The sequence below is a fragment of the Brucella intermedia LMG 3301 genome, assembly GCF_000182645.1.
GTDB lineage: Bacteria > Pseudomonadota > Alphaproteobacteria > Rhizobiales > Rhizobiaceae > Brucella > Brucella intermedia.
The window spans coordinates 1-23,923 of record NZ_ACQA01000004.1 but is presented as its reverse complement, the minus strand read 5'-3'; the positions used below and the strand labels follow the sequence as shown (position 1 = coordinate 23,923).

The following is a 23,923-nucleotide window of genomic DNA, read 5'->3' as shown; positions in this document are numbered from 1 at the left end:
AACCAATGACAGACGAAACCGAAAACACCGGCGCTGACGATGGCTTTGAATGGGCGGTCGTCGAAGTGTTCGGGCATCGCCGCCATGCCGGCCGAGCTCGTGAAGAAGAACGGTTCGGCGCGAAAATGCTCCGCATCGATATTCCGTCTTTGGCTTGGCCCGAGGATCAGCCGGAGGCGAAAGAACCAGTCATTACGGGTTGGGTCACACACTTCTACGGCGGCGCGTCGATTTTTTCCTACACGCTGACCACCGAACAGACAGCAATGCAAATGAACCGCCCCTACAAACCAGCCAGCATCTACGCGCTGCCTGAACCAGATTTAGCGGGCGATGACGAGTACCCGGCGTAGAAACGGAGCCCAATCGTGAGCAATATCGAAACAATCACCATCGCCGAATTTCGTGCGCGCCTCAAAGCGCAGGGCGTGCCGGGTCTCGTAGATCTGGCATTCAAGTGCCCGATGTGCGGCACCGTACAATCCGGTCAATCGCTGATCTGCGCCGGCGCAGGAACGTCTTTTGAAGACGTTGAAAAATATCTCGGGTTCTCGTGCGTGGGCCGCTTCACCGGAGCGCCATCACCGCGCAGCACGCCGGACGGCAAGCCATGCGATTGGACCCTTGGAGGGCTTCTCTCTCTGCACAAGCTCGAAATTGTCGACGAGAACGGGGAACTGCATCCCCGCTTCGAGATCGCATCGCCGGAAGAAGCTCAAGCACTCGCTGCCTTTCATTTGGAGACCACCCAATGACCTCGCTTATCAGCAAAAACACCGCCATGGATATTGCCCTCGCCTATCGCGAGGTCGAGTCTGCCGAAAAGCTTCTGGCGGATATTGAGGAAGCGCTCAACCGCCAGCAGACGCCGGACATTCGAGACGCATTCGGTCGCCATCAAGGCGGCTTGCAGCTCGGCGTACCGCATGGCCAGAACGGACAACAACTTTTCAATGTTCCGTGGGCTCTATCTCGTCCCATCCTTGAGGCACATATAGCCCAGCAGAAAGCTGTTATCGTAACACTTTCGCGAAAGGCTATGTCCGAAGCCATCACCTCCGGGGCCGAGAATAACCATTATTTCGGGCTCTCTTACCAAGATGCGGCACGAAAGGCTGAGGGGCTTATCGCCACGGCGGCGGAAACAGGCCGTTGGCATCACATTGTCGATGATCTTGTCACGCTTCGATCCGTAATGGCTCTAAACGAACAGGCCACTTTGCCTGGTAGCGAGGCCAACCTATGACCGAGCGCCCCGTTGAATACGCAATCAATTTGGAGGTGATCGGCCATGGCTAAAGATCATCCTATCCTTTTCAGCGGACTGATGGTGCGCGCCAATCTTGACGGCCGCAAAACCAACACCCGCCGCATCTTGAAACCACAGCCGTCATTTCCGAATAGTGCTTTTCGGGGTTTCGTCGGCGTGGAACGGACAAAGGCGGTTTTTAATTCCGACTATGGTACCGGAGCTGAAATGACCCCTGTCCGGTTTTCCGTGGGCGATAGGCTTTGGGTCCGCGAGGCCCACGCGTTGCTACCGCGCACGGCCTACAGGGGCAGCATCGGTACGGGTACTATTCAACAGGTTGAGCATCCGACAGACGGTTATACCGCCGCTGTTTTCCGGGAGGGATTTGATCGATCCGGCCGTCCGCTCTGGCGCCCCTCGATCCACATGCCGCGTTGGGCGTCGCGCCTTACCCTGATCGTGACCGGCGTGAAGATCCAGCGGCTACAGGATATCAGCGAGGAAGATGCTATCGCGGAAGGTATCGAGCCGTTCACTGATTTCCAGCCTCAAGGTCACTGGCGGCGATATCGTGATGGATCCGGACTCGGATATGTCGATAGTCCGTTCGCCTCTTTCGCATCGCTCTGGACGGAGATTAACGGCCCCGGTTCGTGGGAGGCCAACCCGTGGGTTGTGGCCTACTCCTACCGCGCGATTTCCAAGAACATTGATCTGATAGCGGAGGCGGCATGAGCACGTCCGAACATAAGCGCGTCTGGCTACCGGAAGAGTTTGCCGACGAAATTTCGCCACGCTCTTTGGAAAGCCCCGATGATTTTATCCGGCGCACCGACGAAGGGAATTTCGTTCTTTCGGCGCGCGACGAAGACGACAACTTTATTCTCGAAGGCGATTTCACGTTCAGCGTCCCGCTTGCTCAAGGCGATGTTGTCGTATTCTGGCCTTACGAGGATTACGGCGCGTTTTCCGTCTGGGTCGATGCGGACGGTAAATACCGCACCGATGCGTTCTTCCCGGCTTTGGCCAACAATTTCTATGTTCAAGGCGACTGGGACGCGTACGGCACATTTGGAGAACTGATCGAAAGCGATTCCTTCGCGGACGCCCTGAAATCCGACCCCAAGCCGACTATTTGCATCGGCCAATCTTTCCCCGGTGTTTCGTTCCGCTTTGATATCGACAGCGACGGGAACCCGCGCTTCGTCCGACAAGCATGGGTGAATTGATGACCGAGTACGATCCCGCCGACGACGCACGCAAGAGCTATGACGTTGCCGTTGAAGCAAAACGCCAGCGCGGCGACACCCATTGGCCGGAACGCATTGAACTGCCGCATCTGCAAAAGAATGAACTTCGCGGCAGATGCGGGGGATGCGGCCACGTATGGATTGTTGCGCATCTCCCCATGGAACTGACCAAAGTGGTCAAACTCATGCAAAACGCCGCCTGCCCTGTTTGCGCCGGAAAAAATTTGTTTCTCGCCCAAGAGGTCAAACCCAATGACTGATACCCCCATCGATTTCATCGCCGAAGCTATCACGGATTCGCTCGGCCCGCGGTGCCCGGAGCATTCAGACGGTTGCCCGTCCTGCGAGGCCTGGGCGCAATATGACAGGCTCAAAGCCATAGCTGCGTTATACGATCACACAAAGCCGCCCGTTGTGATGGTGCCCGACGACGCGACCGCGGAAGAAATTCTAAAGTCCACCATCGACCATCCAAACGCTGTCGTGATGTTGAAGCGCCTTCCGGACGCACGGGCGGCCGCGTTGGAGGAAGCGGCGCGAAACGCTGCAATGTACCTTGCTACCGGTTTCATCACCTGCCCTCGTTGCGGCGAAGAAGTCGAGACGAAAAATACCGACGCGGAATACGCGCTCCGTGCAGCCCTATCCTCCCCGGACCATGCCGACGCCGGTAAGGTCGAGGGGGATGCGCGAGCTGATCTTGAACGTTTCTGGCGTCCGATTTCCGAGGCCGACCGGACAATCACTTACGAGGATACCTTCAACCTCGGCGACGGCAAGTCGATGACAATCCGCAATTCGGATCATTTCTGGGTGCGGGACGCAGACGGTCGTGTTTACGAGGCAACATGGTCCGATCACAAGGGCGGATACTGGTGGGATTTGGAAGGCGAGAGCCGGGTCGATCCCGTCGAATATATGCCGCACCCGCTTTCTCTCCCCTCTGCACTATCGGCGGGCGGGGAATGAGCAAGCAAGGGAACAGCAGGGTTATCGATTTCCGCAAAGGAAAATCGACATGGGGCCACGCGCTGCACGGCAGTACGATGTCACTGGTAAAATCAAAGAACTTATTCAGACGGTTTCTCGATTGGCGGGAGGGCGCACTTCGATATTCGATGATGTGCCACTGCTCGCCGTCCCCAAGGATCGGAGACAATGTTCTGTGGACCTCCAATAATGGCGAAATTTCCGCAACAATCTATGCTGTCGAGTGCTGCCGCGATCCACGAGATATGTTCAAGATTTGCGTCAAGTTGCTTCCATCAGGAAGGATAGCCCACCCATCAGGAGGCGACCGCCATGGCGAGTGAAGACCTTTTGAAGAAAGCCGTCGCTGCATTCAACGCCCTGTCGCCAGAGCAGCAGGCGGAAATGCTGGAAGAACAGCGCCAGTCGTGGGTGCGTGGCAATGTCGGCCTGAGCCGTGATGAACGCGGTATGACTTCTCCAGTGATGCCCCGCCCCGCGCCTGCCGCTCCGGTCGATGGGTTGGAGCGGTATAGACCAGAGCCTATGTCATTGGGCGGAATGGTGCGTGATCCCGATGGTGGTTATGTCACCCGCTCGCAGGCTGAGGAGCTATTGGCGGCGGAACGGGCGGAGAAAGAGATTGCCGAGCGCAACCGTGATGCTGCCCGTGAAAACTTCCTGACCATGCAGAAAACAGCGGCAAAGCTCTTGGAACGCGCCGAGAAGGCCGAAGCCGACAACGCGGCGCAGGCCGCGCGGATTAAGGAGTTGGATCGGTGCCATGAAGGCACAATAGACTTGTGCAATCAGAAAACAGCGCAGATTGAAGCCCTCGAAGCCAAGCTCGCGGCCGCGATCCCTCCGTCCGGCGAGGGCGCGTGATGGCTGAAAACAGCAAGATCGAATGGACCGACCATACGTTCAATCCGTGGATTGGCTGCACGAAAGTTTCGCCAGCCTGCGACGGCTGTTACGCAGAAAATCTCATGTCGCACCGCATGGGCCGCGTTCAATGGGGCGCAGGCGAACCCCGACAGCGGACAAGCGAAGCGAACTGGCGGAAGCCGCTCGCGTGGGATCGCGCCGCAGCAGCCAGCGGGAAGCGCACATTTGTCTTCTGCGCCTCGCTCGCTGACGTGTTCGACAACGAAGTCGACGGCAGATGGCGCGCCGATCTTTTCGACCTGATAGAGCGCACTCCGAATTTGACCTGGCTCTTGCTGACCAAGCGCGTTGGGAATGTTCGGAAGATGACCGATCCAGCCCGCGGGAATCCCACCCTGCCCCACAATGTCGCGGTCGGGGCGACGTTCGCCGACCAGGAGGAATACGATCGGGACCGCATGAAGCTATGGGAGGTCAAAGTCGCGCTTGAGCCGGTTTTCACCTTCGGAAGTTTCGAGCCGTTGCTGGGCCGCATCGTCCTCGATGACTATGCTCCCGATTGGATCATCGCCGGCGGCGAAACTGACCAAGGGCTTCATAAAGCCCGAATTGCAGATCCGGCATGGTTCCGCGTGCTCCAACGTGAAGCTTCCGCCCGCGGTCGCGCTTTCTTCATGAAACAAATGTCTCGCAAGGCAGAAATCCCCGCTGACCTGATGGTTCGCGAATACCCACTCGGAGGGCAGAGGGATGGCTAAGCTGACACAAGCGCAATTCGCGATGCAGTGCGCATTCATATCGAAGAATGCATCAGCGTGGGCTGGCGATACTCTGACCCTGCCCGAGCGATTGAACAAACATGCAGATGTTGCTGCTGTTGCCCGTTTCACCGATGAAATGCGTGAACGGCTGGACCGTCTGGATAAATGGGCCGGTCGCGAAGCCCAGCAAGCGATGGCAGACGCTATTCGCGAGAAAGGCGGCGACACATGAAGCTGCCAGATCCATCATGGACTTGCGTTCGATGCAACAAGGAATTTGAATTCTGGCCGGGCCACGGCGAGCCGCCGTTCGCTGTTGATATCGTTACTGATATTGAAACAGGAATGCGAAAGTACGGCGGAGACATTTGCAAGCCGTGTCATGAGTCAGGCCGGGCCGCATCGCGAGAAAGTGAGTAAATATGAAACTGGAAGAACTCGCGAAGAAACTCTTGCAAGGGGAGTTTTCGTCGCTTCGCATCACTTGCAACGACCACAAGTCGAATTATCAAACAGCTCAAGAAGCGATCGAGGATGGCAGGTGGTACGCGGCTGACGAATTTGTGTCACCCGAGGAATTGCAGAAAGCTATCGGCACCAACACAATATGGTCTTTGCAGTGGTATCCGCAAACGCCTGCTGGCTTTCAAGTTTTACACGCTTCAAGCTTCCAGGCGATCCTCGATTATGTGTCCGACCCGAAAGATGGCACCGAATGAAGCCGCAATGTCCTTCCCGCTTCTACGGCTCCGCGCCTGTCCCTTATACGGTACTCTGGTCCGCTGAAGACACAATGACCCTTGGGCCTTGCCGGTTCTCTAATGGCATGATCGCCGCATGCAATGCCGTTGCGCCAGGCGAAGGCAAACCCCTGTTTGGTAAGCCTCACATGCAACGGCAACGAGAAACGATCATAGCCGGACTTTGCGACACGTGCGGTAAGCCTCTGGCCGGGCGAACGAAGGTTTCACTTTCGCACGCCTCGGTGCGCAATGGTGCGTCCGGGCTTTGCGTGATGCAGGTTGAACCGCTGTTGCATAAGGAATGTGCCGCGATCAGTCTGCGCTACTGCCCTTCCCTCAAGCGCGATATAAAGAAAGGCACGCTGCTCGTTCGTCAGGTCAACAAATACCGCCCGCAACTGGCGCTTCTGACTGCCGCCGCCTGTCTCGAATTTACCGGTACGGCCCATTCCGGCGCGGTTGGGCATGCAAAGATCGAGCTTCTATCGTGGAAAGATCGCAACGCCGACTGGTTGGAGAATAACTGAATTGAACGGGAAGCACCAAGCAATGTTCGCCCGCCTGTTGGCCTTAAGCGCGATTCAAGAAGCAAGAATAAAGGCAAATCCCGTCCCCTACCTTGATAAATTGGCGGCTGAAAACCACCGTCTACGGTCGGCAATTGAAAAAGCGATCATTCACCTTAGCGGCGCATCGTCTTACGATCTGGCACGCGACATTGCACCACAACTCCCACCTTCTATCGTCGAAACGACCATTGAGAGAAACCGAAGGGCGGAAAAAATCTTGGTATCAGCAATGCGGGGAGACGCATAAATGAACGCCGATATTATCGCCATGCTCGATGACGCTGCAGCCGATTTAAACGAGCAGCTTTCCGTTATAGGCAGTTGCGGCAATGCCCACTGCATAATTCTCGCGCCTGGAGGACAGCACACCAACGGCGGCTGTCAGTGCTGGCAGGATCGAATGAAGATGCAACGCTTCGCCTTTGCCATGAACCGATATCGCGACCGAATTGCCAGCATCGCAACCGCGGAGCAACGCAAGACATGAGTGATAATGTTATCACATTCCGCCCGCAGTTGGTCGGCGACGGTTACACAGTCAATCCTGATGAAGTCCTGCAAGAGTGCATTGGGAATTTTAAGGAGGTCGTCGTTGTCGGAATAGATAACGATGGCAGATTGGTGGGGCATGGCTCCGGCGGTAGACCAGAAGCCATCACGCTTCTGGAGCGTGCTAAAGCGAGGTTATTGGCAAGCTATGACGACTGAGAAAACCTTGACGATTGACGGCTTTGTCATCCTCCCTCCTCTCTCGCCGTGGGATAAGCATAAAGGCGATTTGATTTACCGCAATCAAGCGCCGGGGACTTTTGGTGAAACGCCGGAAGCCGCTTGGCGCCGGTTCATCGGCGCAAAAACACCGCTGCTTGATGTTTCGGTTAAAATTCAGCGCTTTCATGAGAGAGGCTGGCGCTTGTCCCCAGCCCGCTTTATTATCTCGATGGAATTGAGCGAGGAACCTTTACCGTGAGCGCATTGCCGTTCATTTACCATCGACCCGGCCACGCGCGGCACAATCAACCGTGCGAGGCATATTTCCCGAACTGGACAGATAAGCTTTGCTATGTCCAATTTGCGGACGGAGAGGGGATGGGAGCGTCAGCCAAACACGTGCTCAAAAACACGTGCGCCGATGACACGAATGGCACGAGTTGACGGCCGTCAACTTTTTCGCGGCAACCCGCCGTTAACTTTTCATTAACTCAATAATCCTTGCGACTTAACGAGAATCGGCGCTACATGCGTTTATGTTGCCAACATGGCAAAAAAATCGCATGTGTGGAAAATCCCGATGAATGTTGCAGGAAACATCACTGACGCAATTTCCGAAGTTGATCTGCTCATAACCCAGCAGGCCAACGAGCTTTCGGAAATGCTGCACGAGCATCGGTTAGAAATGTTCCCGCCGGACGCGCAAAAAACACTGCGCCCGCTGCAAGTCGCCGAAGTCGCGCAGTATCTCGGCGTCACCGCCGGATATTTGAAGAACCTTGCGCTGGAAGGGAAGGGGCCTACGCCGCTCATAACGCCAACAGGGCGTCGCTCTTATACCGCGCAACAGCTTCTCGAATTACGGCAGTTCCTCGATAAGAATACCCGAACGCCTGGAAGATATGTTCCCCACCGGCGGGGCGATGACCACTTGCAGGTGATATCGGTCGTAAATTTCAAAGGCGGTAGCGCAAAAACAACGTCCGCGGCGCATCTGGCGCAACACCTTGCGCTTACGGGTCATCGCGTACTCGCTATCGATCTGGACCCACAAGCTTCGTTATCTGCACTCCACGGCTTTCAGCCTGAGATCGACCGTAACGAGTCCCTCTATGAAACACTTCGCTACGATGACGAGCGCAAGCCGCTTTCGGCGCTCGTGCGCCCTACGAATTTTCCGGGGCTCGATATCGTTCCGGCGAATCTCGAGCTCCAAGAATTTGAATATGACACACCGCTTGTCCTGGCTCAAAAGGATGGCGCCATTGGCCGTATGTTCTTTGGCCGGCTCGATGACGCTCTTAACGATGTTGCGGACCAGTATGATGTTGTCATCATCGATTGTCCGCCGCAGCTCGGCTACCTGACGTTGACGGCCCTATCATCCTCGACCGGCATTCTCATTACCGTTCACCCACAGATGCTTGATGTGATGTCCATGTGTCAGTTTCTTCTGATGCTGGGCGAGGTCATGGGAACATTGAAGCGGGCAGGGGCCAATATGCGCCTGGACTGGCTTCGATATCTTGTCACGCGATACGAGCCAACTGACGGCCCACAAAGCCAGATGGTTGCGTTCATGCGCTCAATCTTCAAACAGCACGTTTTGGTGAATGAAATGCTTAAGAGCACGGCCATATCCGATGCTGGCATAACCAAGCAAACGCTGTACGAGATCGAGCGTTCGCAGTTTACGCGCTCGACTTACGACCGGGCGATGGAAGCACTGCACCGCGTCAACGACGAAATCATAACTCTCATTCATCGAGCATGGGGGCGGTAATGTCGCGAAAAAATCTCCTTTCCTCCATTACAGAACGAAAGTTGACGGGCGGCAACTCCGAGACTTCAAGCACCGGCGACAAGCTTTCACCTGCGATGGAACGCAATCGTTCGCGGGGCGCATTTGGGGCAATCACGAAGTCGATTGATGATCTGGCTGAACGCGCTGATGCTGCAAAGCAGCTCGAAGCTCGTTTGCTGGAGGGGGCGGCGGTCGTTGAGCTCGAGCCGGGACTGATCGACGTTTCTTTCATTGATGACCGGCTGGGCGACGATCCGAATGCATTTTCTGAATTGGTAGATGCGATCAAAGAGCGAGGGCAAGACACGCCGATTCTTGTACGACCACACCCCGATAGGGCAGGGCGCTTTATGGTCGTTTTCGGACACCGCCGTCTGCGAGCTGCAAAAGCGCTGGCTCGTCCGGTCCGCGCAGTCGTCAAGGATCTGTCAAATCGCGAACACGTGATTGCACAAGGGCAAGAAAACAGCGCGCGAGCCAACCTGTCGTTTATCGAAAAAGCAATGTTCGCCAAGAACCTGATTGCGAGCGGATACGACAGAGAAGTGGTGATGGCATCGCTGTCGATCGACAAAACTAATACGTCGAAGCTGTTGTCTGTAGCGAACGACATTCCCGAAGGAATAGTGAGAGCAATTGGCGCAGCACCCAACTACGGTCGGGACACGTGGTATAAACTCGCCCAGCTCCTCCGCGAAGATGTGCATCGCGCATTGGCCTTCGAGCTTATTGAACGCGGCGAGTTTCTTGAGGCTGACAGCAACCAGAAGCTGGCATTTCTTCTGTCGTCGGTGGCCGCGCCAAAACCGAAGCCAAGGAAAACCGTTTCAGCCAGGCAGTGGGCCCCCTCGGATCAATCCGTGCGCGTGACGGCCAAGGCAAAGGGAAAAACGCTATCCATGGAATTTGCTAGCCCGAACGGCAAAGCTTTTGGCGAGTGGATATCAAACAATCTGGAAGGTCTTTACGAGACTTTCCGACAATCCGGATCTGATAAAAAGGGAGATTAATCGGGAAAGAAAAAGGCCCCCAAACATTTCTGCCGGAAGCCCAATTCTCTCAATGTAGCGATTGGAGAATACACTTCCGCGAATCAGTGTCAAGTTGAACGTCGATCCGACGAACGGGAGCGTTTGGCCTTTTGACCCTGTGTCCTGCGATTATGTATCGCTTTCCGTCGACACGCTCACGGGAATCAGCGCGGAAATCGGCCTCTGTCTGTAAGTTTTGGGCACACTTTACTTCTTTCTCGCTAAAAACTATCGTCCATAGTAGATATCTATCGGAGTGGTTCGTCAGAATCTATACGACGATGCAACGAAGCGTTCTCTAACTGGTGGAGACAATCATGCAGGCATAAAAAAACCGGCACGAAGGCCGGTTGAGTTTGGTGTTGGAAGGCGTACCGAAATATCGGGCGCTCCAAAAGTCATTGCTGACACTATTCTCATAGCACGCAATTTGCAAGCTAAATCGCGCTTTCGCGCCACGGGATTTTTATGCCCTTTTGGGAAGGAATAATCCTGTGTCGATAAGAAATTACGATTTTTCGATACAAACGGCTTACGCCCGTGCGCATGAACTTTTCGCGCGCGCGACGACGCTTGAGCAGATTTCTGCCGTTTATAAGCTCGTTACCGATCTATGCCAGACAGCAGCGGGGGAGGAACCGGAACTGCTCGATCTGCTGGATCGGGTTTGGCGCAAGCAACAAGACTTCCATCGACGCGAAGCGAACCGGCAGGGCAGGGGACCTCGCCCACGTTCTTTTCCTGACCGGGGGGGAAGGATCAGAGCCGGGCGCGGCAAACGCGATCCGAAACGAAAGGCGAGGGCGCGCCAGTTCGCCCGATCGTCGTTATTTCCGAAAAGCATCCGCGACCAGTTCACCGATGGCGAATTGGCTGCGTTGTTCATCATTGCCGAGGACTGGCGAAAGAACGGCGTTTGCGAGTGTTCCGCGAAAGAAATTGGCGACAGGGCAGGGGTGTGCACAACGATAGTTCGCAATGCGTATAGACGGGCGCAGGAACTGGGCTTGATCCTTATCGAACAGCCTGACATGCAACGCACCCTGAGACTTCCAAACCGATATCATATTGTCAGTGTCGAATGGAAAAAATGGCTCAAAAGTTCAGTTTCCAAGGGCTTTTCCGGTGTCAAAAAAACACCAGCCTTAGAGTCCATACATAATATACAGTTCAACTTTCTAGGAAAAATCACTGGGTTTAACGTCGCAAAGCCGCAGCGACGACGAACCGGATAATCCGGACGCGGAATCGCCCGACATTATTTGCAGGAAATTGGCTTTAGAGGGTCAACCGGTTGGAAAAATCTCCATCCGGCGATATCGCATGTCACAGACCTTGTGTGGCTGCTATCAAGCCAGCGATCAACGATCCCATGGCGAGATAGGCTGCATACAAGCTCGCGAGCTGGGAGACCCGCGCGGCATCTTGCAATGCAAACTGACTGAACCCCCCGGCAATCAGAGCTATGGCCACGCAATACCAGGCTATTTCCCGACCGAGGAAACAGATTAATGCAGCAGCGGCGAGAAAGAACACGCCAGCGAAAAACATAGCCAAGAGGTTTCTCATATCGGGGCCTTTCGATCGGATAAGATTTCTTATGGAACTAAGTCATTGATATTGTTAACGAAATAGGAACATCTTATTTCAGCGCTTCCGCCATATATCCAGAATTTCGCCCAAAGCTGCGGTTGGGTCTTTACTGGCGCGCAATGCATAGGCAACGAAGTTGCGGCCAGTGAGAGCAAGAATGGCGGAAACGGCGGCGGCATATGAGCCGTCGAGATTCAGCAGCGACCGCACCGGTTCTTCAAAGACAACGGCTATCGCTATCCCGACAATGAATGTGATTGCCCGGCCTACCCATGTCATATCGCGTTGCATGATCGCTCCTATCACCGAAAAGGCTAGGATGATCGACCATTTGGCGAGAGGAACGCGGTGAGCCCATTCGCCCCAGTCCATCATTTGCCCCATCTTTTCTGAGCTAAATCCTTGGCCGTGTGTCCACCAAGATACATTGCCGTATAGGTCGCAGTGATCGCGCCGAGCGCTTCCCAAGGCATAGCCGCGATACTAGCCGTGAGCACGCCGTTCACAACATTCACGACAATGCCATTCCACACCCACAGAAAAGCGAGCAACCACATCCAGAACGGACGCCATGCCCATGTCCACCACGCTTCCCCACCTTTGACCATCTCCGCCTTGAACAGATCCGTGGTCATGCGATGCGCTTCAACGTAACGAGCAAGAATGTCACGGTCTGAATTAGCCGTCGCTACTGCCTGATCGATCTTTTCGGGAGGGCAGGAAGGTATTTCGTCCGGCGAAACGCCGAGCTGACCCGCCACCGTGTCTATGACGGAACCGGCCAGTCCGCCAATTGTAGGCCCTAGCTGCGCCGAAACGATATCCTTCACGATAATGGAGCCTGTTCGGATAGCCGATTGCTTGAGGGCGTCGATAATCGCCGTGCTCATGCTGCTTGCTCCTGCAAGGATTTGGCGCGCGATTTTTGAACGATCGAGCGGACAATGAAAAATGCCAGTACGATAGCGCCAGCGGCGAGCAGCCCGCCAAGCACCCAGTTTGCAATCAGGTCAGCTTGATCGGCGTTGACAACGGTAACACCACCACCACCTGCAAAGGTTCCACCGGCAGTGGCTTGAGCGTTCCGTGTGGCCGAGGCGGCTTTCCCTGCTGCCTTTTCGGCTTCCCCCTTGAGTGCAGCATTGGCCGTGCTGGACGAGACTTTCGATTCTGCCAGACTGCGCTTGATGGACTGGGCCTCAACGTCAGTAACGCGGTTGATCCATCCCTTACCGAACACCGCGAAATTGGCCAGCGCGCGGAGGAAGGAAGTGCGCTTTGCAGCCATCTTCTTGATGGTTTCAATATCGGTGCCACCTACCGACGCGAGAAGCCATTTGCGCGCACGAGAAACTCCGGAGTTCACCGAAGAATCATAGGTGAACATATCGACGCCGGCCGCGAGGGTGTTGCATCGCGCGGCAAGCCAATAGTCGTGATAATAAATTTCTTCGGCTTCGGCCCGCGTGATCTGGCGAATTGGCTTGGGCTTTGAAATGCCCTTGGCCTTATTCCAGGCCAGCCAGACCTTTTCCGTAATGCCATACATCGTTTTGCCGCCCGGATCGGCAGCATGGTTGGACCATCCGCCTTCCCAACGGGCGGTAACGGCATGACAGGCTTGGAAAGCAAGAGAGGTGGATTGCGCAGACATTGGGTGCTCGCCCTAACTGGTGGAAAAGGCTGCACGTCATGCGCAATCGCAAGACACTATATATCGGCAATTACCTTAACGCAAAAGCGAAAAGTAACTACGTCTTGTGGTCCATCCTCAATTGATGCGTTCTGGCAAACCGCGTCTCAATTGAACGCCCATTTCCCGATTGGTGATAAGTGCACCATCCTCCCGAAGCTGCGCGTTGCGGCGGCGGGTGCGGAGCGAACGCTGCAGCGTTTCTCCTGTAATCTGGATAGCTCGATTATAGGGCGAAGCATTGAAGTCTTGGATGCGTTTCAGAACTGCACGCCGCGCGTCAGGGTCACGCTGCTCAACAGCAATGGCAAACTCATTCATCAATTGCCGGCGACGGTCGTTGAGCCGCTTTTCCGCATTCTTGAGCGTTGAATTGCGCTCCCATGCTTCCGTAACCTTAGCTGGCGTGAAGCCTATGCCTTGCCGGGCCGCATCGAATGCGTTGATCTGATCTTCCGGTACAATATCGTCCCCACGAGCGTTGCGGACGCCTTCATTGTAATACCGGAACGCCTTCATCGGGTCGCGGAGGAATTTGGGCAGAACCGTTTCGGTCGCGCGCCAGTATTCGCCCTTCGCGAGTTGCTGGCCACCTTGCCAGAACTGGGAACCCATGCTGACGCCAGCGCCAAGCTGGCTCATGATCCAATACTGATATTCCTGTTGTCCATCCAGATCGCGGTTCGGCGAACGGAACCAGATATCGGCCATACCAATGCGGTTCGTAAGATCTACGCCGGTCAGATAGCCTACTGGTCCATTGAGGATCATGCCACCGAGTTCCTTGCCGAAAACATCGACGATGGTTTTTTTGACCTTCGTTTCAAATTCAAACGGATCGTCATCATCGCCGAAAAGCATTCCCAAGGCGATCATCGCAGCGTTGAAACCGAAAATGCCAGTCACACCGGAGGTAAGAGCCATCATGCCCAATGCTCCGGTGAGCTGGTAAAGCGCTTCGCGGCGAACCTCTTTGCTCTCGCCCTTGAACGCTTGCTGCGCATCGCGAACGATACGGTAAATCATGTTCATCTGGTATGAGCGGAACACGAGCGCAACTTTGGCAAAGTCGCTCTGCAGCACGCGTGCACGGCTGCTATTGGAATAATCGAAGTGGACTTTCCACGTGAGGTCATGAGCGGCCTCGATCGCGCGTTCCGACCTCATGCCGCTATTCCGGGCGAGGCGGTATGCAGCGAGCGCCGTCACTTCCCGGTTTATGACTTCCGATTTATGGAAGAAATATGAGAGCTTCGCCATTACGGCGGCGCGCCAGGGCGAATAGTCCACACCGGTTTCGCCCACGCCTGCGAGGTCGTGAGACTGGGTTCGATCAATCAGCCCCGTTTCGTAGAAATGTTCAAGCGCTGCCTTTTCGTCGGCTGTCAGTAGGGCGTGATTGACACTGCCCTTGCCGCGGAACAGATCGGCCGACGCACGCAAAAGCGCACTGGTGGTTTTCGCGGTGCCGAACTTGGCGCCGAGAATGGGGATGCCCATCATTGGAGTTTGCGCAAGGTTCACTGCTGCCGCGGCCGGCGAGCCAGCGAGGAACCAGACAAACGCCGCACTGGTGATATTTTGAGCGAATTGCGAGCCGGTCGGGTTCATTACCCACTGATGGCGTTTGCGCAGTTCGTTCGCGAGCATGCCCGCCTTTGTAGGGTTCGCGGCCTCGCTTGCTTCTTCCGAAGCACGTTCCACGAGCTCATTGAGTTCAACGCCATATTTCAAGCGTCCCATCTGGTGGGCGGAATGGAACATATGTGATGCATAGGCGCGGAGCGCATCACCGTGGAAACCGGCGACATTCTTGCGGTGGATTTGACGCTTGCGTACCGACATATCGGGCATTGTCTGCAAATAGCGCTGCCAAATTTGATCGAGGATCTGTGCGCCAATATCGCTGTCGATGTTCGATTTTCCGATGATCGCCTGAATATCAGCGATAACACGGGGGTCCATAGCGCGTTGCAGCTCATTGCTGTTTGACTTGATGCCGACGATAACCTCGCCGTTAGGAAACTGCTTTCTCATGTCGGCAGCAACCTTATCGCGTTCGGCACTGCGCTCGTGCATCGAAAAATGCAGCACTTCACCGGTGATATCTTTGACGGTGACGAAATAGTCGCCGAAACGCGCGAGCGGGAAGTATGGACCTTCCATTCGGCTCGTTTCCAGCGCCTGGCGCATTTTTGTCAGTCGGGCTTTCATCGACCATTTCGCCTTCGTCGCGGTGGCTTCATAAACCTCCGCCGCGTCCTGCTGCGCCTGTTTGCGCGCTGCCGGGTCCATCTGCTGGCGCGAAATCCGTTCAAGCTCCTTACGATACTTCCGCTCGGCTTTCGTCTGCGCGATCTGAAAGACTTTTTTCAGATTGTCGAGGATGATGCCGTCAAGCTCCTTTGTCTGTGCAGCATAGCTGTCGCGGACGGACTGATAGAGCCGCTTGCCGGCGTCCGGCAATGCATCATAAGCCTTCTGCAACGCGGCGTTCTTCGCGCGATCGCCGGGTGCGTTGTCAATTGACGGATCGTACTGCGCAATCGTGGATTGGTGCATCACATCGGCAAGCGCAGCGGCTTTGTCCTTCCCTAGCCGATTGTACTTGCGCCATTGCTGCACGGTTTGGTCGGCTTCGGCGTGACGGTTGCCTCGATAGGCGTCAAGCTGGCGTTTTACGGTCAGGTATGTGCCGATCGCCTCTTGGCCCTTTTGCGCAAGTTCCGTGAAGTAATTCAACGGAACAAGGGCCAGCGCCTTCGGGGTCCAGTCAGTAAGGCGACCCCTGACAGCATCTGCGGCTTCACGAACGTTTGCGCGGTTGACCGTGGAAAAGCTATCATCGGCTATCGAAAAACGTTTTGAACGTTCGGGGCGTGGTGGGTTGCCATCCGGCTTGGATATGTCACGCAGAGCAGCGACGGCCAATGCGCGCAATTGCGCCGGGGTTACGCGTCCGAGCTGCTTGCCGAAACGCTTCAAGGCCCAGGCTTTCACATGGCCCAAAAAGTCATCGGCCCACATACGCAGCGAGCGCGGCGCAGTTTCGTATTCCTCAATCGCGTATGCGCCAAATTCTTCCGCTCGGAGGGCTGCAGGCATATCACCCGTAGCGCGCTCCGCATTCTCAACACGAGCGCGCGCTTTGTCGAAGTAAGAGCGTGCTTTGCCGGTGGAACGCTCGTACTGACGATGGATTTGGCCCAATTCCTCAAGGAGTTTATTCCACGAAGCTGTGCCGATCAGCTTGCGAGCGCCAGAGTGAAACGCCTCATGAAGAAAAACGGCATTCGCATTATCCGGGCTTACGCCGTCTGTGTTCAGTACAATTGTGCCGTCCGGAGTGGTCCACCCCTGCACGGCGTTTTCGCCCGTTTTCTGCAATTGCAGAGCACCGCTATCGATCAATCGACCGACAGTTTCACCGAGCGGCCCGCGGGCGAGTGCATCGCGTATTGACCCGGATTCGGCGGGTGCATTGCCATCCGACGCCCATTCGAATATATTGATGGAGCGGGACGTGCCTTCCAATGCAGATAGCAAGGGCTCTGCCCCTCGTTCTCCAAGATCCTGATAGCTTGGGCGTCCCGCGTAACTATCCTTCCCAACAAAACGGTTATCCGTATTGAGGTCATAGTGCCAATCGCCATCGCGCGTCCGGTTTACGGCGACGGCAAGGTTATGGATTTTGCCCGCGAGTTCGATTGGCGCCGCGATGACGACACGTTCCAAAACGTGGGAATGGCGTTCGTCGCCAGCCTCGCGGTGAACGATTTCACCGTTCTCGATAATGGCCGGGATAGCCGGTACTGACCGCAACAGGATATCGCCCTTGCGGCCATATGTCGTTTCTCGTTTGCCACGGCCATTGAAACCGACGACTGTCCCGTCCTTCATAGTGACGGTCGTTTTGGGCTCGACCAGATTTTGGTCATACCATGCCTGCGCTTGTCTGCGCAGCGCGGGCATATCCTCGCCGCCTTTGAAGTTTTTCAGAACCTCCTCGCCCGTCAAGCGGGCAACTGGATTCTGTTCAGCGATGGACGCCTTGACCGGCTCTGAACCCTTCTCAACGTTGACGGTCGGCGCCGGTTTTTTCACGGGGCGCAGTATCGACATGACGTTGGCATGCTGCTGGCGCGCCTCGTCAAGTTCCGCCGACTTATCCCACGTGCTCAATTGCTCGCGCAGGCGTGGCAGGGTTTTATCGATGTTTGAAAGGCGTTCGGCTTCCAGCGCAGGGCGATCAGGAAGATTCCGTATCAAGTTCATGACACGCATCGCCGTGCCCACTGGCGTCAGATTGAGGACGTTATCGAGGTCGATACCGTACTCCTGCGCACCTTTCACGGTGACAGTGAAGGAATCGGCAAGATTATGCTGTAGCGCAAGCTTAAACGGCCCCACCGAACCCATGGCCCGGCTTTTCGCGCCGCTTTTCACCATGTCGCGAGCAGCATCAAGAATTTCAGCGCCGATATCGGTTGGCTTTTCCATGGCCTTCCCGTTAATCGTCGCGTTGAAATCGCCGCTCATAAACTTGGTCGCGGTGTCGGCGTCGGCCTTTACGGCGCCCGCGTTTGCTTCGATTTCCTCTTTCTGTCGCTCCATGCTGGTGATCTGGCGGCTTGTCGAATGCTGCGATCGGTCATGTTCGCGCTTGTCGTTTTCAAGCCGCTTGATCCTGCGGCGCAGTTCCATTTCTTCGAGGATCATAGGGTTTCCGGATGCTGCGGCCTTCATTTCCGCCGCATTCGCCGCCTCGCCGCCGATATCTTCGACGACACGATCCTTGATGTTCCCGGCCCGGAATTGACCGATAAACCGCGCTTTCTGCTCAATGGTTTGCCATTGCTTGGCATCGAGTGTGCGTTCTGTACCGTAGCGATGGATTTCAACCTCAAAGCCGTCAGGGTCGGCAGCGTAAAGTTCGTTGCCCTGCCGGATGATACGGCCTTCTCGCTGTTCCAGATCGCTCGGACGCCATGGCGCATCGAGATGGTGAAGCGCTACGAGGCGGTTCTGCACATTGGTGCCAGCGCCCATTTTCGGCGTCGATCCGATCAGGACACGGATCTGACCTGACCGGACTTTACCGAAAAGTTCCTGCTTTTGGAGATCGGTATTGGCATCGTGGATGAACGCAATTTCTCGTTCCGGAATGCCGTTCCGGATCAACTTCGCTTTCAAATCATCATAGACGGAAAACGCGGATTCCAGTGCCGCGATTTCGTCCAGGCTGATGTTATCCAGCTTGGCCTGGGCGGCTTCATCGCCAGCGTCTGCTTTTGTTTGCAGTTCGACCAGTTCCGCCCTCGCCTTCGCCACGGCCTTTTTCGGCGTGGAAAGGTCGATAAAGACGAGCTGCGTTCCCTTCTGCTGATCCCACTTACGGTAAATGCCTTTAATCTTGTCGGCAGCGAGATTTACCTTCGTGCCCGGAACATCGGGAATGTTGGGATCGACAAGACGCATATCCAACGCTGCCTTGCGGGCGTCGGACGTAATTTTGAGCATATTGTCAGCGCCCTTTTCAGCCTTCTTCGGCATATTTTCTGAACGCCAGACAATGGAACCTTCGGGGTAGCTCTCGTTTCCGTTTTCATCGACGGTTGGCTGGCCGATGTAATCGAGCTGATATTCTGATGGCTGAACAATATTGTTGGTCGGTTTCCCGCCCTTAACGCGCGGCAGGGGCAGTGTCTTGCCCTGCTCTGCCAACTGACGCTTGATATCGTCATTCGTAATCGTGTCCGCGAACGCGCGAAATTGCGTCACGAGTTCCGGCATATTCGTGAAGCGGGAGAAACGCGTGGTGAGCTTGTATTTGCCAGCCGCCGACAGTTCGTACTCGGTAACGATTTCACCGAATACTCGCGCCCAGGCATCGAAATGCTGCACGCCCTGCGCCTTGAGTGCGTCATAGGCGAGATAGCGCTGCATCGTGTACAGTTCGGCCATAGTGTTCGATATCGGCGTGCCCGTGAGGAACGCCACATTGCGACCGCCGGTGCGCTTCAAAACGCTCTGGATTTTCATGAAAAGGTCAGCGGCCTTTTTCGATCCAGTTTTATTTCCCAGTCCCGCAACGCGGGTGAGGGACGTAGCAAAGCCGAGATTTTTGAACTCGTGAGCTTCGTCGACAATAAGGCCGTCAACGCCCATTTCCTCGAACGTCATGCCGGCATCTTTTCCGCCCACGTCGAGAAGCTTTTGCATGCGTTCTTCGAGAGCGTCCCGCTGCTTGGCCATTTGTTTGACGCTTCGGGAGCTCTTTCCGTCCGATTCCTCAAGCGTCCGGATCGAGGCTTCCAGATCATCGACCTGCATGCGGATAAATTCGGCTTCATAGACCGGATCGACGCCGATCAACCCGAAGGAGGAATGAGCCACGATAACCGCATCATAGTCGCCTGCCGCCACACGAGCGAAAAAGCGCTTGCGGTTCGCGGACTCGAAGTCTTTCTTCGTGGCGGCAAGAATGTTCGCGCCGGGATAAAGCTTGATGAAATCAGCCGCCCATTGCTGCACAAGATGGTTAGGTACGACCAGCATTGGTTTTTTTGCTTGGCCGGTACGGCGCAATTCCATTACGGCCGCAATGGCTGCGAAGGTCTTCCCTGCGCCGACTGTGTGATCGGCCAGCGTTGTCGGAGATTGAAGGACGCGCCAAACAAAGGATTTTTGATGCGGGCGAAGCTCAATAATGTCATCGCTGACCTTGCCCGGTAGGGTCAGATGCGAGCCGTCATAAACGGTATCGACGTGAGTGTTATAGATATCGTTATACAGGCGCGCGAGTTCTTCGCGGCGTGCATCGTTGTCCCAAATCCAGCGCTTCCACTCATTTTTGAGTGCTTCAACCTTCTGGTTGGCCGCTTCCGTAGCGCCCTCATCAATGATCGTCTGGCCATCGCGGGTTTTATGGCTGACTGTAATGGTACGAGCATTGAGAGCCGCCTCCATTACTTGCTTCGCCGATACGTCAGGCGTTCCCCATTTCACCCCGGCTACATCGGAAGCACGACGTGCCGTGATTTCCCAACGAGCGGTACTGGGCGCATAGGTCGCCCTCGCATCGCTGATTTCCAGCATATCGTTGACGAAATCAGCCACATGCTTTGCGGGAACCCAAGGCGCGCCCGCTTTCACGTCGATATCGACAGGCTCGATATCAGCGGGAATTACATCGCGCAGAGCCTGCACATTTCGACTGAATGCCGGATTTTCGTTTGCGGCTTCCTCTGCCCGAGCAAGCTTCTGCTTGACGTTGCCCGAAAGATAAAGGTCCGCTGTTTCGTATGAGCCGTCAGGCGTGAGATAGATGCGGTCGTCCAGCTCCTTGACGATTTCAGGTTCCGGCTTGCCGTAAAGTGCCGCGATGCGAGCCATATCAACGTAGCCAACATCACCAAGGACAATGGCCAGCGCGTCTTTTGCTGTCGCGGCACTGTCCGGTCGGCGGTATGGTTCCTGCGTGCGCCGCGCGAAAATCGGGGCCTTCTTCGCGGTTGCAGGGCGGGCTTTTTCTCCCGTTTTTGCCGCCATTGTCTTTGACAGGCCCTTGTCAAAGTCAGTTTCCAATGCCGAAACCTGCGGCCAAGTTGGGTCATCCTGAAACGCGCGTCGGTTGGTATCGGCGTTCAGAGGACCGAAATCCTTGACGAACGCATCATACTCGCGGTTCAGATCGCCGCGCAGGCTTTCGATATCACTATCGCTCGCATGTTCGTCGATCTGCGCGCGACGCAATTTGGTGAAGGTATCGCGCAATTTCACCATGCCGGTGATGCGGTCCTTGTCCTTCCCGGTGATATCGTCACGGACACGAGTGCGGGTTTCATTCAGAAAATCCGGCACTCGCATTTCGATATTGCCGTCCGGCCCGATCATGAGTGAACCGACTGGAACGGCTACTGGATCGAGTTCCCGCTGCACCGCGTTGTCGGCGATTTCCTCGGTGACGCGCGATGGCAAAATATCGGCGGGAAGCGCATCGATGCTTTTTTTCAGTAGCGCTTGGAGGTCTTCACCTGGGCGCGAAACAAGGGCGGGCTGTTCCGGTCCATACATGGAACCATAGCGCCCAAAGTCACCAAGCATCATTTCGGGATGCTGCACGAAATACTCGTTAAGCGGAGTTTCTCGGCCTTCTTTGTCCCGGATCGAACCGATGTTCACCCAAGAGCGGTCTTTTTCTGCCGCGGGCGTATCGTCTGCATACTTCTGCAGAATGACGATATCGGTCGTAACTTCGGTACCGGCATTGGCAAGGAATGCATTGTTCGGAAGGCGGATCGCCCCAACAAGGCGTGCTCGATCGGCGATATATGCGCGCGCGGCTGTATTCGCCGCGTCCATAAATGAATTGGTGATGACCATAGCCAGCACGCCGCCTGGCTTGAGGGTTTCCACCGACTTCGCGAAGAAATAATTATGGATGGAGAACCGCGCCGCCTCCTTCCTCTTTGGGTCGTAAAGACGCTCGCTGCCGAAAGGTGGATTCCCGACCGCCAGCTCAAAATAGTTGTCAGGGATCTGCAAATCCTGAAAGCCAAGTGGAGCCTTGATATTTGCAGCCGGGTAGAGTTGCTTTGCGATGCCACCAGTTATTGGGTCGAGCTCGGCGCCTGTAAATTGCGCCCTGCCCTTCAACGCACCGGGAGCCAGCCCAAGGAAATTGCCGGAGCCAACGGAAGGCTCCAGAACTCGGCCTCCGCGGAAGCCAAGGCGCTGTGCAACCGACCAGATCGCTTTAACAATCTCCGGGGACGTATAGTGCGCGTTTCGCGTGGACGATTCAGCCGCCCTGTATTCTTCGGGCGAAAGCAGGTCCTTCAATTCCTTCGCCTCTGCCTCCCAGCCTTTAGCGAAAGAACCGTCCGGACGCACAAATGCTTGCTGTAGTCCGCCCCAGCCTACCCACTTCGCGAGCAGCTTCTGCTCTGCGTGGCTCGCCTGCCTGCCCCCCTGCTCAAGCTGGCGCAGGAGCCGGATCGCAGCGATGTTGTTGCGGAATTTTGTTTTCGCGCCGCCCTCTCCGATCGCATCATCTTCGGTGATGGCGAAATTGTCAGCGCGATTATGCGCAGGCGTAGCCGCGGAATCAGCGGGCGCTACTCGTTTAGATGGATCAACGTTATCTGGAAGCGATTTCTCGCTTACAGATCCATTGTCCTGCTGCCCTTTTTCACGGCGGCGATCATTTGATGCGTCAAAGAGGTCTGGCCCATTTCGGGCGCTAACGTCCCGCTGTTTTCCTCTGGCGGGAACAGATACTGTTCCCTGACCATCTGGAACGCTTCGTCCGGCTGGAACCCGCTCTCGGTTAGCTGGTTCATTTCCAGTGCCGTCTGTTCCGCGGCTTCGGTCAGTGCTGTTTCGAGCGCTCCCGCCTTTTTCAGTTCCGCGTACCGTTTCGGCTGGAACTGTTTCCAGTGCAGTTCCGCTTGGCGTTTCCAGTTCTGAAAGGCTTCCATCGGGTGCGTCCTTGAGCGTTGCGAGTTCGGACCTGACGGCATTGGCGTCGTCGGTGCCGGAAATATCCAGCCCGCTATCCTCCATCATGTCGCGAGCGCCGTTATACCATGCGCGAAGGAACGGGCGAAGCTTTTCAATGCTGGTGTCCATATCCGCTGCGACGGCGCGCGCGAAGTCTGCAAACCGGCGTGCGCCGGCCTCGATATGAAACGCTGCAAGTTCGGTGCCGAGCGCCAGAATCTCCGGATCGATGCCGGAATTGATTTGACCATTCAGCTTTGCGCGCAATTTCTTGCGGATTTCGTCGGCACGATCGCGGGAAACCAGCTTATTGTTCGCGCCCCACTGACCATCGGCCGCGTCCGCTGCGGTAGCAACTTCGCCACTGTCGATCAGCTGATCAAGCTTTTCCGCATTACGGGGCCCGGTTTGTTTCTCAACAGGTGTGCGAGCGGCTTCCTTGGCCTCATGCGCTGCCCGCATTTCTTCGACAGTTTCCGTGAATTCGCGGCGCAGAAGATCGGCAAGCTTCTTGCCTTTGAGGACAATTTTTTCTTTGCCCTGGTCTTTGTCTAGCGTCACGGTCACGGTCGGCCCCGCGCGGGTTTCGACCATGTACTTGTTTCCGCCTGCGCCACCGATGCCAAACGTGCGTGCAGCCGCGTTCAAAAGGTCCGCATCGCTGGCGTTCTCGCGCACAGCCTTGACTATCTCGCGGTCTTTCAGCGGAGAGGTCTGTGTAAGCTTCGACAATGCATCATAAATCGGTTCGTTATCCGAGCCCCAAACGTCACCGTATGGGGCTTCTGCAACCTGACGCTGAAAATCCTCCGCCATGCGCTGAAGCGTGGCCGTGCGGGTGGGTGCAGGGCGTATCTCGAAGCGCTTGCCGTTCTCGACAATGGCGTGGGAGTTTTCCAAACCATGCTTGCGAATATACCCTTCCGCACGAGCGCGGTTGCCAAACCATTTCGGCGCAAACGCCTTCTTGGTGTCGCCGTTCTTTGTCCACTTTTTGAAATCGGCGAGCGTGGATTCGGTCACGTCGCCCATTCCCTTCCAACCGGGCGTGTAATTGGCGAGATATGCAGCTTCCGCATCCTGCTGGCTGTCGAAGCCGATCATCACTTTGTGTTCGTCAAATCGGCCATTGTCGGGGTTCTTCTGGTCAACGAC

Annotated in this window: 24 protein-coding genes; 19 read left to right on the top strand and 5 right to left on the bottom strand. The window is 55.7% G+C overall.

From position 1 onward, the window contains the following. Nucleotides 1–5 precede the first annotated feature (5 nt). From OINT_RS22210 to OINT_RS22120, 19 genes are all read left to right on the top strand, one after another. Nucleotides 6–353 carry a hypothetical protein gene (locus tag OINT_RS22210; protein WP_039853631.1) on the top strand — a complete coding sequence of 116 codons (348 nt, stop codon included), beginning with the start codon at nucleotides 6–8 and terminating at the stop codon, nucleotides 351–353. Between the two features lie 15 nt (nucleotides 354–368). Further along, nucleotides 369–755 carry a VVA0879 family protein gene (locus OINT_RS22205; RefSeq protein ID WP_050791054.1) on the top strand — a complete coding sequence of 129 codons (387 nt, stop codon included), beginning with the start codon at nucleotides 369–371 and terminating at the stop codon, nucleotides 753–755. Next, nucleotides 752–1,246 carry a hypothetical protein gene (locus OINT_RS22200; RefSeq protein ID WP_039853629.1) on the top strand — a complete coding sequence of 165 codons (495 nt, stop codon included), beginning with the start codon at nucleotides 752–754 and terminating at the stop codon, nucleotides 1,244–1,246. The genes OINT_RS22205 and OINT_RS22200 overlap by 4 nt, the downstream gene beginning before the upstream one ends. 45 nt (nucleotides 1,247–1,291) lie before the next feature. Next, nucleotides 1,292–1,987, top strand: a complete 696-nt coding sequence (locus OINT_RS22195; protein ID WP_039853627.1) for a hypothetical protein — start codon at nucleotides 1,292–1,294, stop codon at nucleotides 1,985–1,987. Then, the gene (locus OINT_RS22190; protein ID WP_039853626.1) at nucleotides 1,984–2,481 is read left to right on the top strand and encodes a hypothetical protein; all 498 of its coding nucleotides are present in this window, start codon (nucleotides 1,984–1,986) and stop codon (nucleotides 2,479–2,481) included. Before OINT_RS22195 ends, OINT_RS22190 begins: the two co-directional genes overlap by 4 nt. After that, nucleotides 2,481–2,762 carry a hypothetical protein gene (locus OINT_RS22185; RefSeq protein WP_039853625.1) on the top strand — a complete coding sequence of 94 codons (282 nt, stop codon included), beginning with the start codon at nucleotides 2,481–2,483 and terminating at the stop codon, nucleotides 2,760–2,762. Before OINT_RS22190 ends, OINT_RS22185 begins: the two co-directional genes overlap by 1 nt. Beyond that, nucleotides 2,755–3,471, top strand: a complete 717-nt coding sequence (locus tag OINT_RS22180) for a hypothetical protein (protein ID WP_039853624.1) — start codon at nucleotides 2,755–2,757, stop codon at nucleotides 3,469–3,471. The genes OINT_RS22185 and OINT_RS22180 overlap by 8 nt, the downstream gene beginning before the upstream one ends. 333 nt (nucleotides 3,472–3,804) lie before the next feature. Next, nucleotides 3,805–4,356: a hypothetical protein gene (locus OINT_RS22175; protein ID WP_039853623.1), complete on the top strand. Its 552-nt coding sequence runs from the start codon at nucleotides 3,805–3,807 to the stop codon at nucleotides 4,354–4,356. Further along, a complete protein-coding gene (locus OINT_RS22170; protein WP_039853621.1) occupies nucleotides 4,356–5,117 on the top strand; it encodes a DUF5131 family protein in 762 nt (253 codons plus the stop codon). The genes OINT_RS22175 and OINT_RS22170 overlap by 1 nt, the downstream gene beginning before the upstream one ends. Next, nucleotides 5,110–5,352, top strand: a complete 243-nt coding sequence (locus OINT_RS22165) for a hypothetical protein (protein ID WP_050791053.1) — start codon at nucleotides 5,110–5,112, stop codon at nucleotides 5,350–5,352. Before OINT_RS22170 ends, OINT_RS22165 begins: the two co-directional genes overlap by 8 nt. 190 nt (nucleotides 5,353–5,542) lie before the next feature. Continuing rightward, nucleotides 5,543–5,839, top strand: a complete 297-nt coding sequence (locus OINT_RS22160; protein WP_050791052.1) for a hypothetical protein — start codon at nucleotides 5,543–5,545, stop codon at nucleotides 5,837–5,839. A gap of 170 nt (nucleotides 5,840–6,009) precedes the next feature. After that, entirely contained in the window at nucleotides 6,010–6,390 is a 381-nt protein-coding gene (locus OINT_RS22155; RefSeq protein ID WP_235691725.1) for a hypothetical protein, read from the top strand. Between the two features lie 22 nt (nucleotides 6,391–6,412). Beyond that, a complete protein-coding gene (locus OINT_RS22150) occupies nucleotides 6,413–6,679 on the top strand; it encodes a hypothetical protein (protein WP_138920930.1) in 267 nt (88 codons plus the stop codon). Then, nucleotides 6,680–6,919 (top strand): hypothetical protein, encoded by a 240-nt coding sequence (locus OINT_RS22145; protein WP_039853614.1) that lies wholly within the window; start codon nucleotides 6,680–6,682, stop codon nucleotides 6,917–6,919. Then, the gene (locus tag OINT_RS22140; protein WP_039853611.1) at nucleotides 6,916–7,140 is read left to right on the top strand and encodes a hypothetical protein; all 225 of its coding nucleotides are present in this window, start codon (nucleotides 6,916–6,918) and stop codon (nucleotides 7,138–7,140) included. The genes OINT_RS22145 and OINT_RS22140 overlap by 4 nt, the downstream gene beginning before the upstream one ends. 7 nt (nucleotides 7,141–7,147) lie before the next feature. Then, nucleotides 7,148–7,402, top strand: a complete 255-nt coding sequence (locus tag OINT_RS22135) for a hypothetical protein (RefSeq protein WP_206740737.1) — start codon at nucleotides 7,148–7,150, stop codon at nucleotides 7,400–7,402. Nucleotides 7,403–7,723: 321 nt separating this feature from the next. Further along, nucleotides 7,724–8,926: a plasmid partitioning protein RepA gene (gene repA, locus OINT_RS22130; RefSeq protein ID WP_039853605.1), complete on the top strand. Its 1,203-nt coding sequence runs from the start codon at nucleotides 7,724–7,726 to the stop codon at nucleotides 8,924–8,926. Further along, nucleotides 8,926–9,957: a plasmid partitioning protein RepB gene (gene repB / locus OINT_RS22125; RefSeq protein WP_039853601.1), complete on the top strand. Its 1,032-nt coding sequence runs from the start codon at nucleotides 8,926–8,928 to the stop codon at nucleotides 9,955–9,957. The genes repA and repB overlap by 1 nt, the downstream gene beginning before the upstream one ends. Before the next feature lie 515 nt (nucleotides 9,958–10,472). After that, nucleotides 10,473–11,213, top strand: coding sequence for a hypothetical protein (locus OINT_RS22120; protein WP_039853599.1), 741 nt, complete (start codon nucleotides 10,473–10,475; stop codon nucleotides 11,211–11,213). Nucleotides 11,214–11,304: 91 nt separating this feature from the next. Here OINT_RS22120 and OINT_RS22115 read toward each other — a convergent pair whose 3' ends face one another. From OINT_RS22115 to OINT_RS22600, 5 genes are all read right to left on the bottom strand, one after another. Next, complete coding sequence (locus tag OINT_RS22115; protein WP_373366120.1) at nucleotides 11,305–11,529, bottom strand: hypothetical protein; 225 nt, start codon at nucleotides 11,527–11,529, stop codon at nucleotides 11,305–11,307. Nucleotides 11,530–11,625: 96 nt separating this feature from the next. Next, nucleotides 11,626–11,946 carry a hypothetical protein gene (locus OINT_RS22110; protein WP_039853597.1) on the bottom strand — a complete coding sequence of 107 codons (321 nt, stop codon included), beginning with the start codon at nucleotides 11,944–11,946 and terminating at the stop codon, nucleotides 11,626–11,628. Then, complete coding sequence (locus OINT_RS22105) at nucleotides 11,943–12,461, bottom strand: hypothetical protein (RefSeq protein WP_006470169.1); 519 nt, start codon at nucleotides 12,459–12,461, stop codon at nucleotides 11,943–11,945. The genes OINT_RS22110 and OINT_RS22105 overlap by 4 nt, the downstream gene beginning before the upstream one ends. Then, nucleotides 12,458–13,225 carry a glycoside hydrolase family 108 protein gene (locus tag OINT_RS22100; protein ID WP_006470168.1) on the bottom strand — a complete coding sequence of 256 codons (768 nt, stop codon included), beginning with the start codon at nucleotides 13,223–13,225 and terminating at the stop codon, nucleotides 12,458–12,460. The genes OINT_RS22105 and OINT_RS22100 overlap by 4 nt, the downstream gene beginning before the upstream one ends. A gap of 117 nt (nucleotides 13,226–13,342) precedes the next feature. Beyond that, on the bottom strand, nucleotides 13,343–23,923 hold a 10,581-nt coding region (locus tag OINT_RS22600), incomplete at its 5' end, for a PLxRFG domain-containing protein (RefSeq protein ID WP_006470167.1).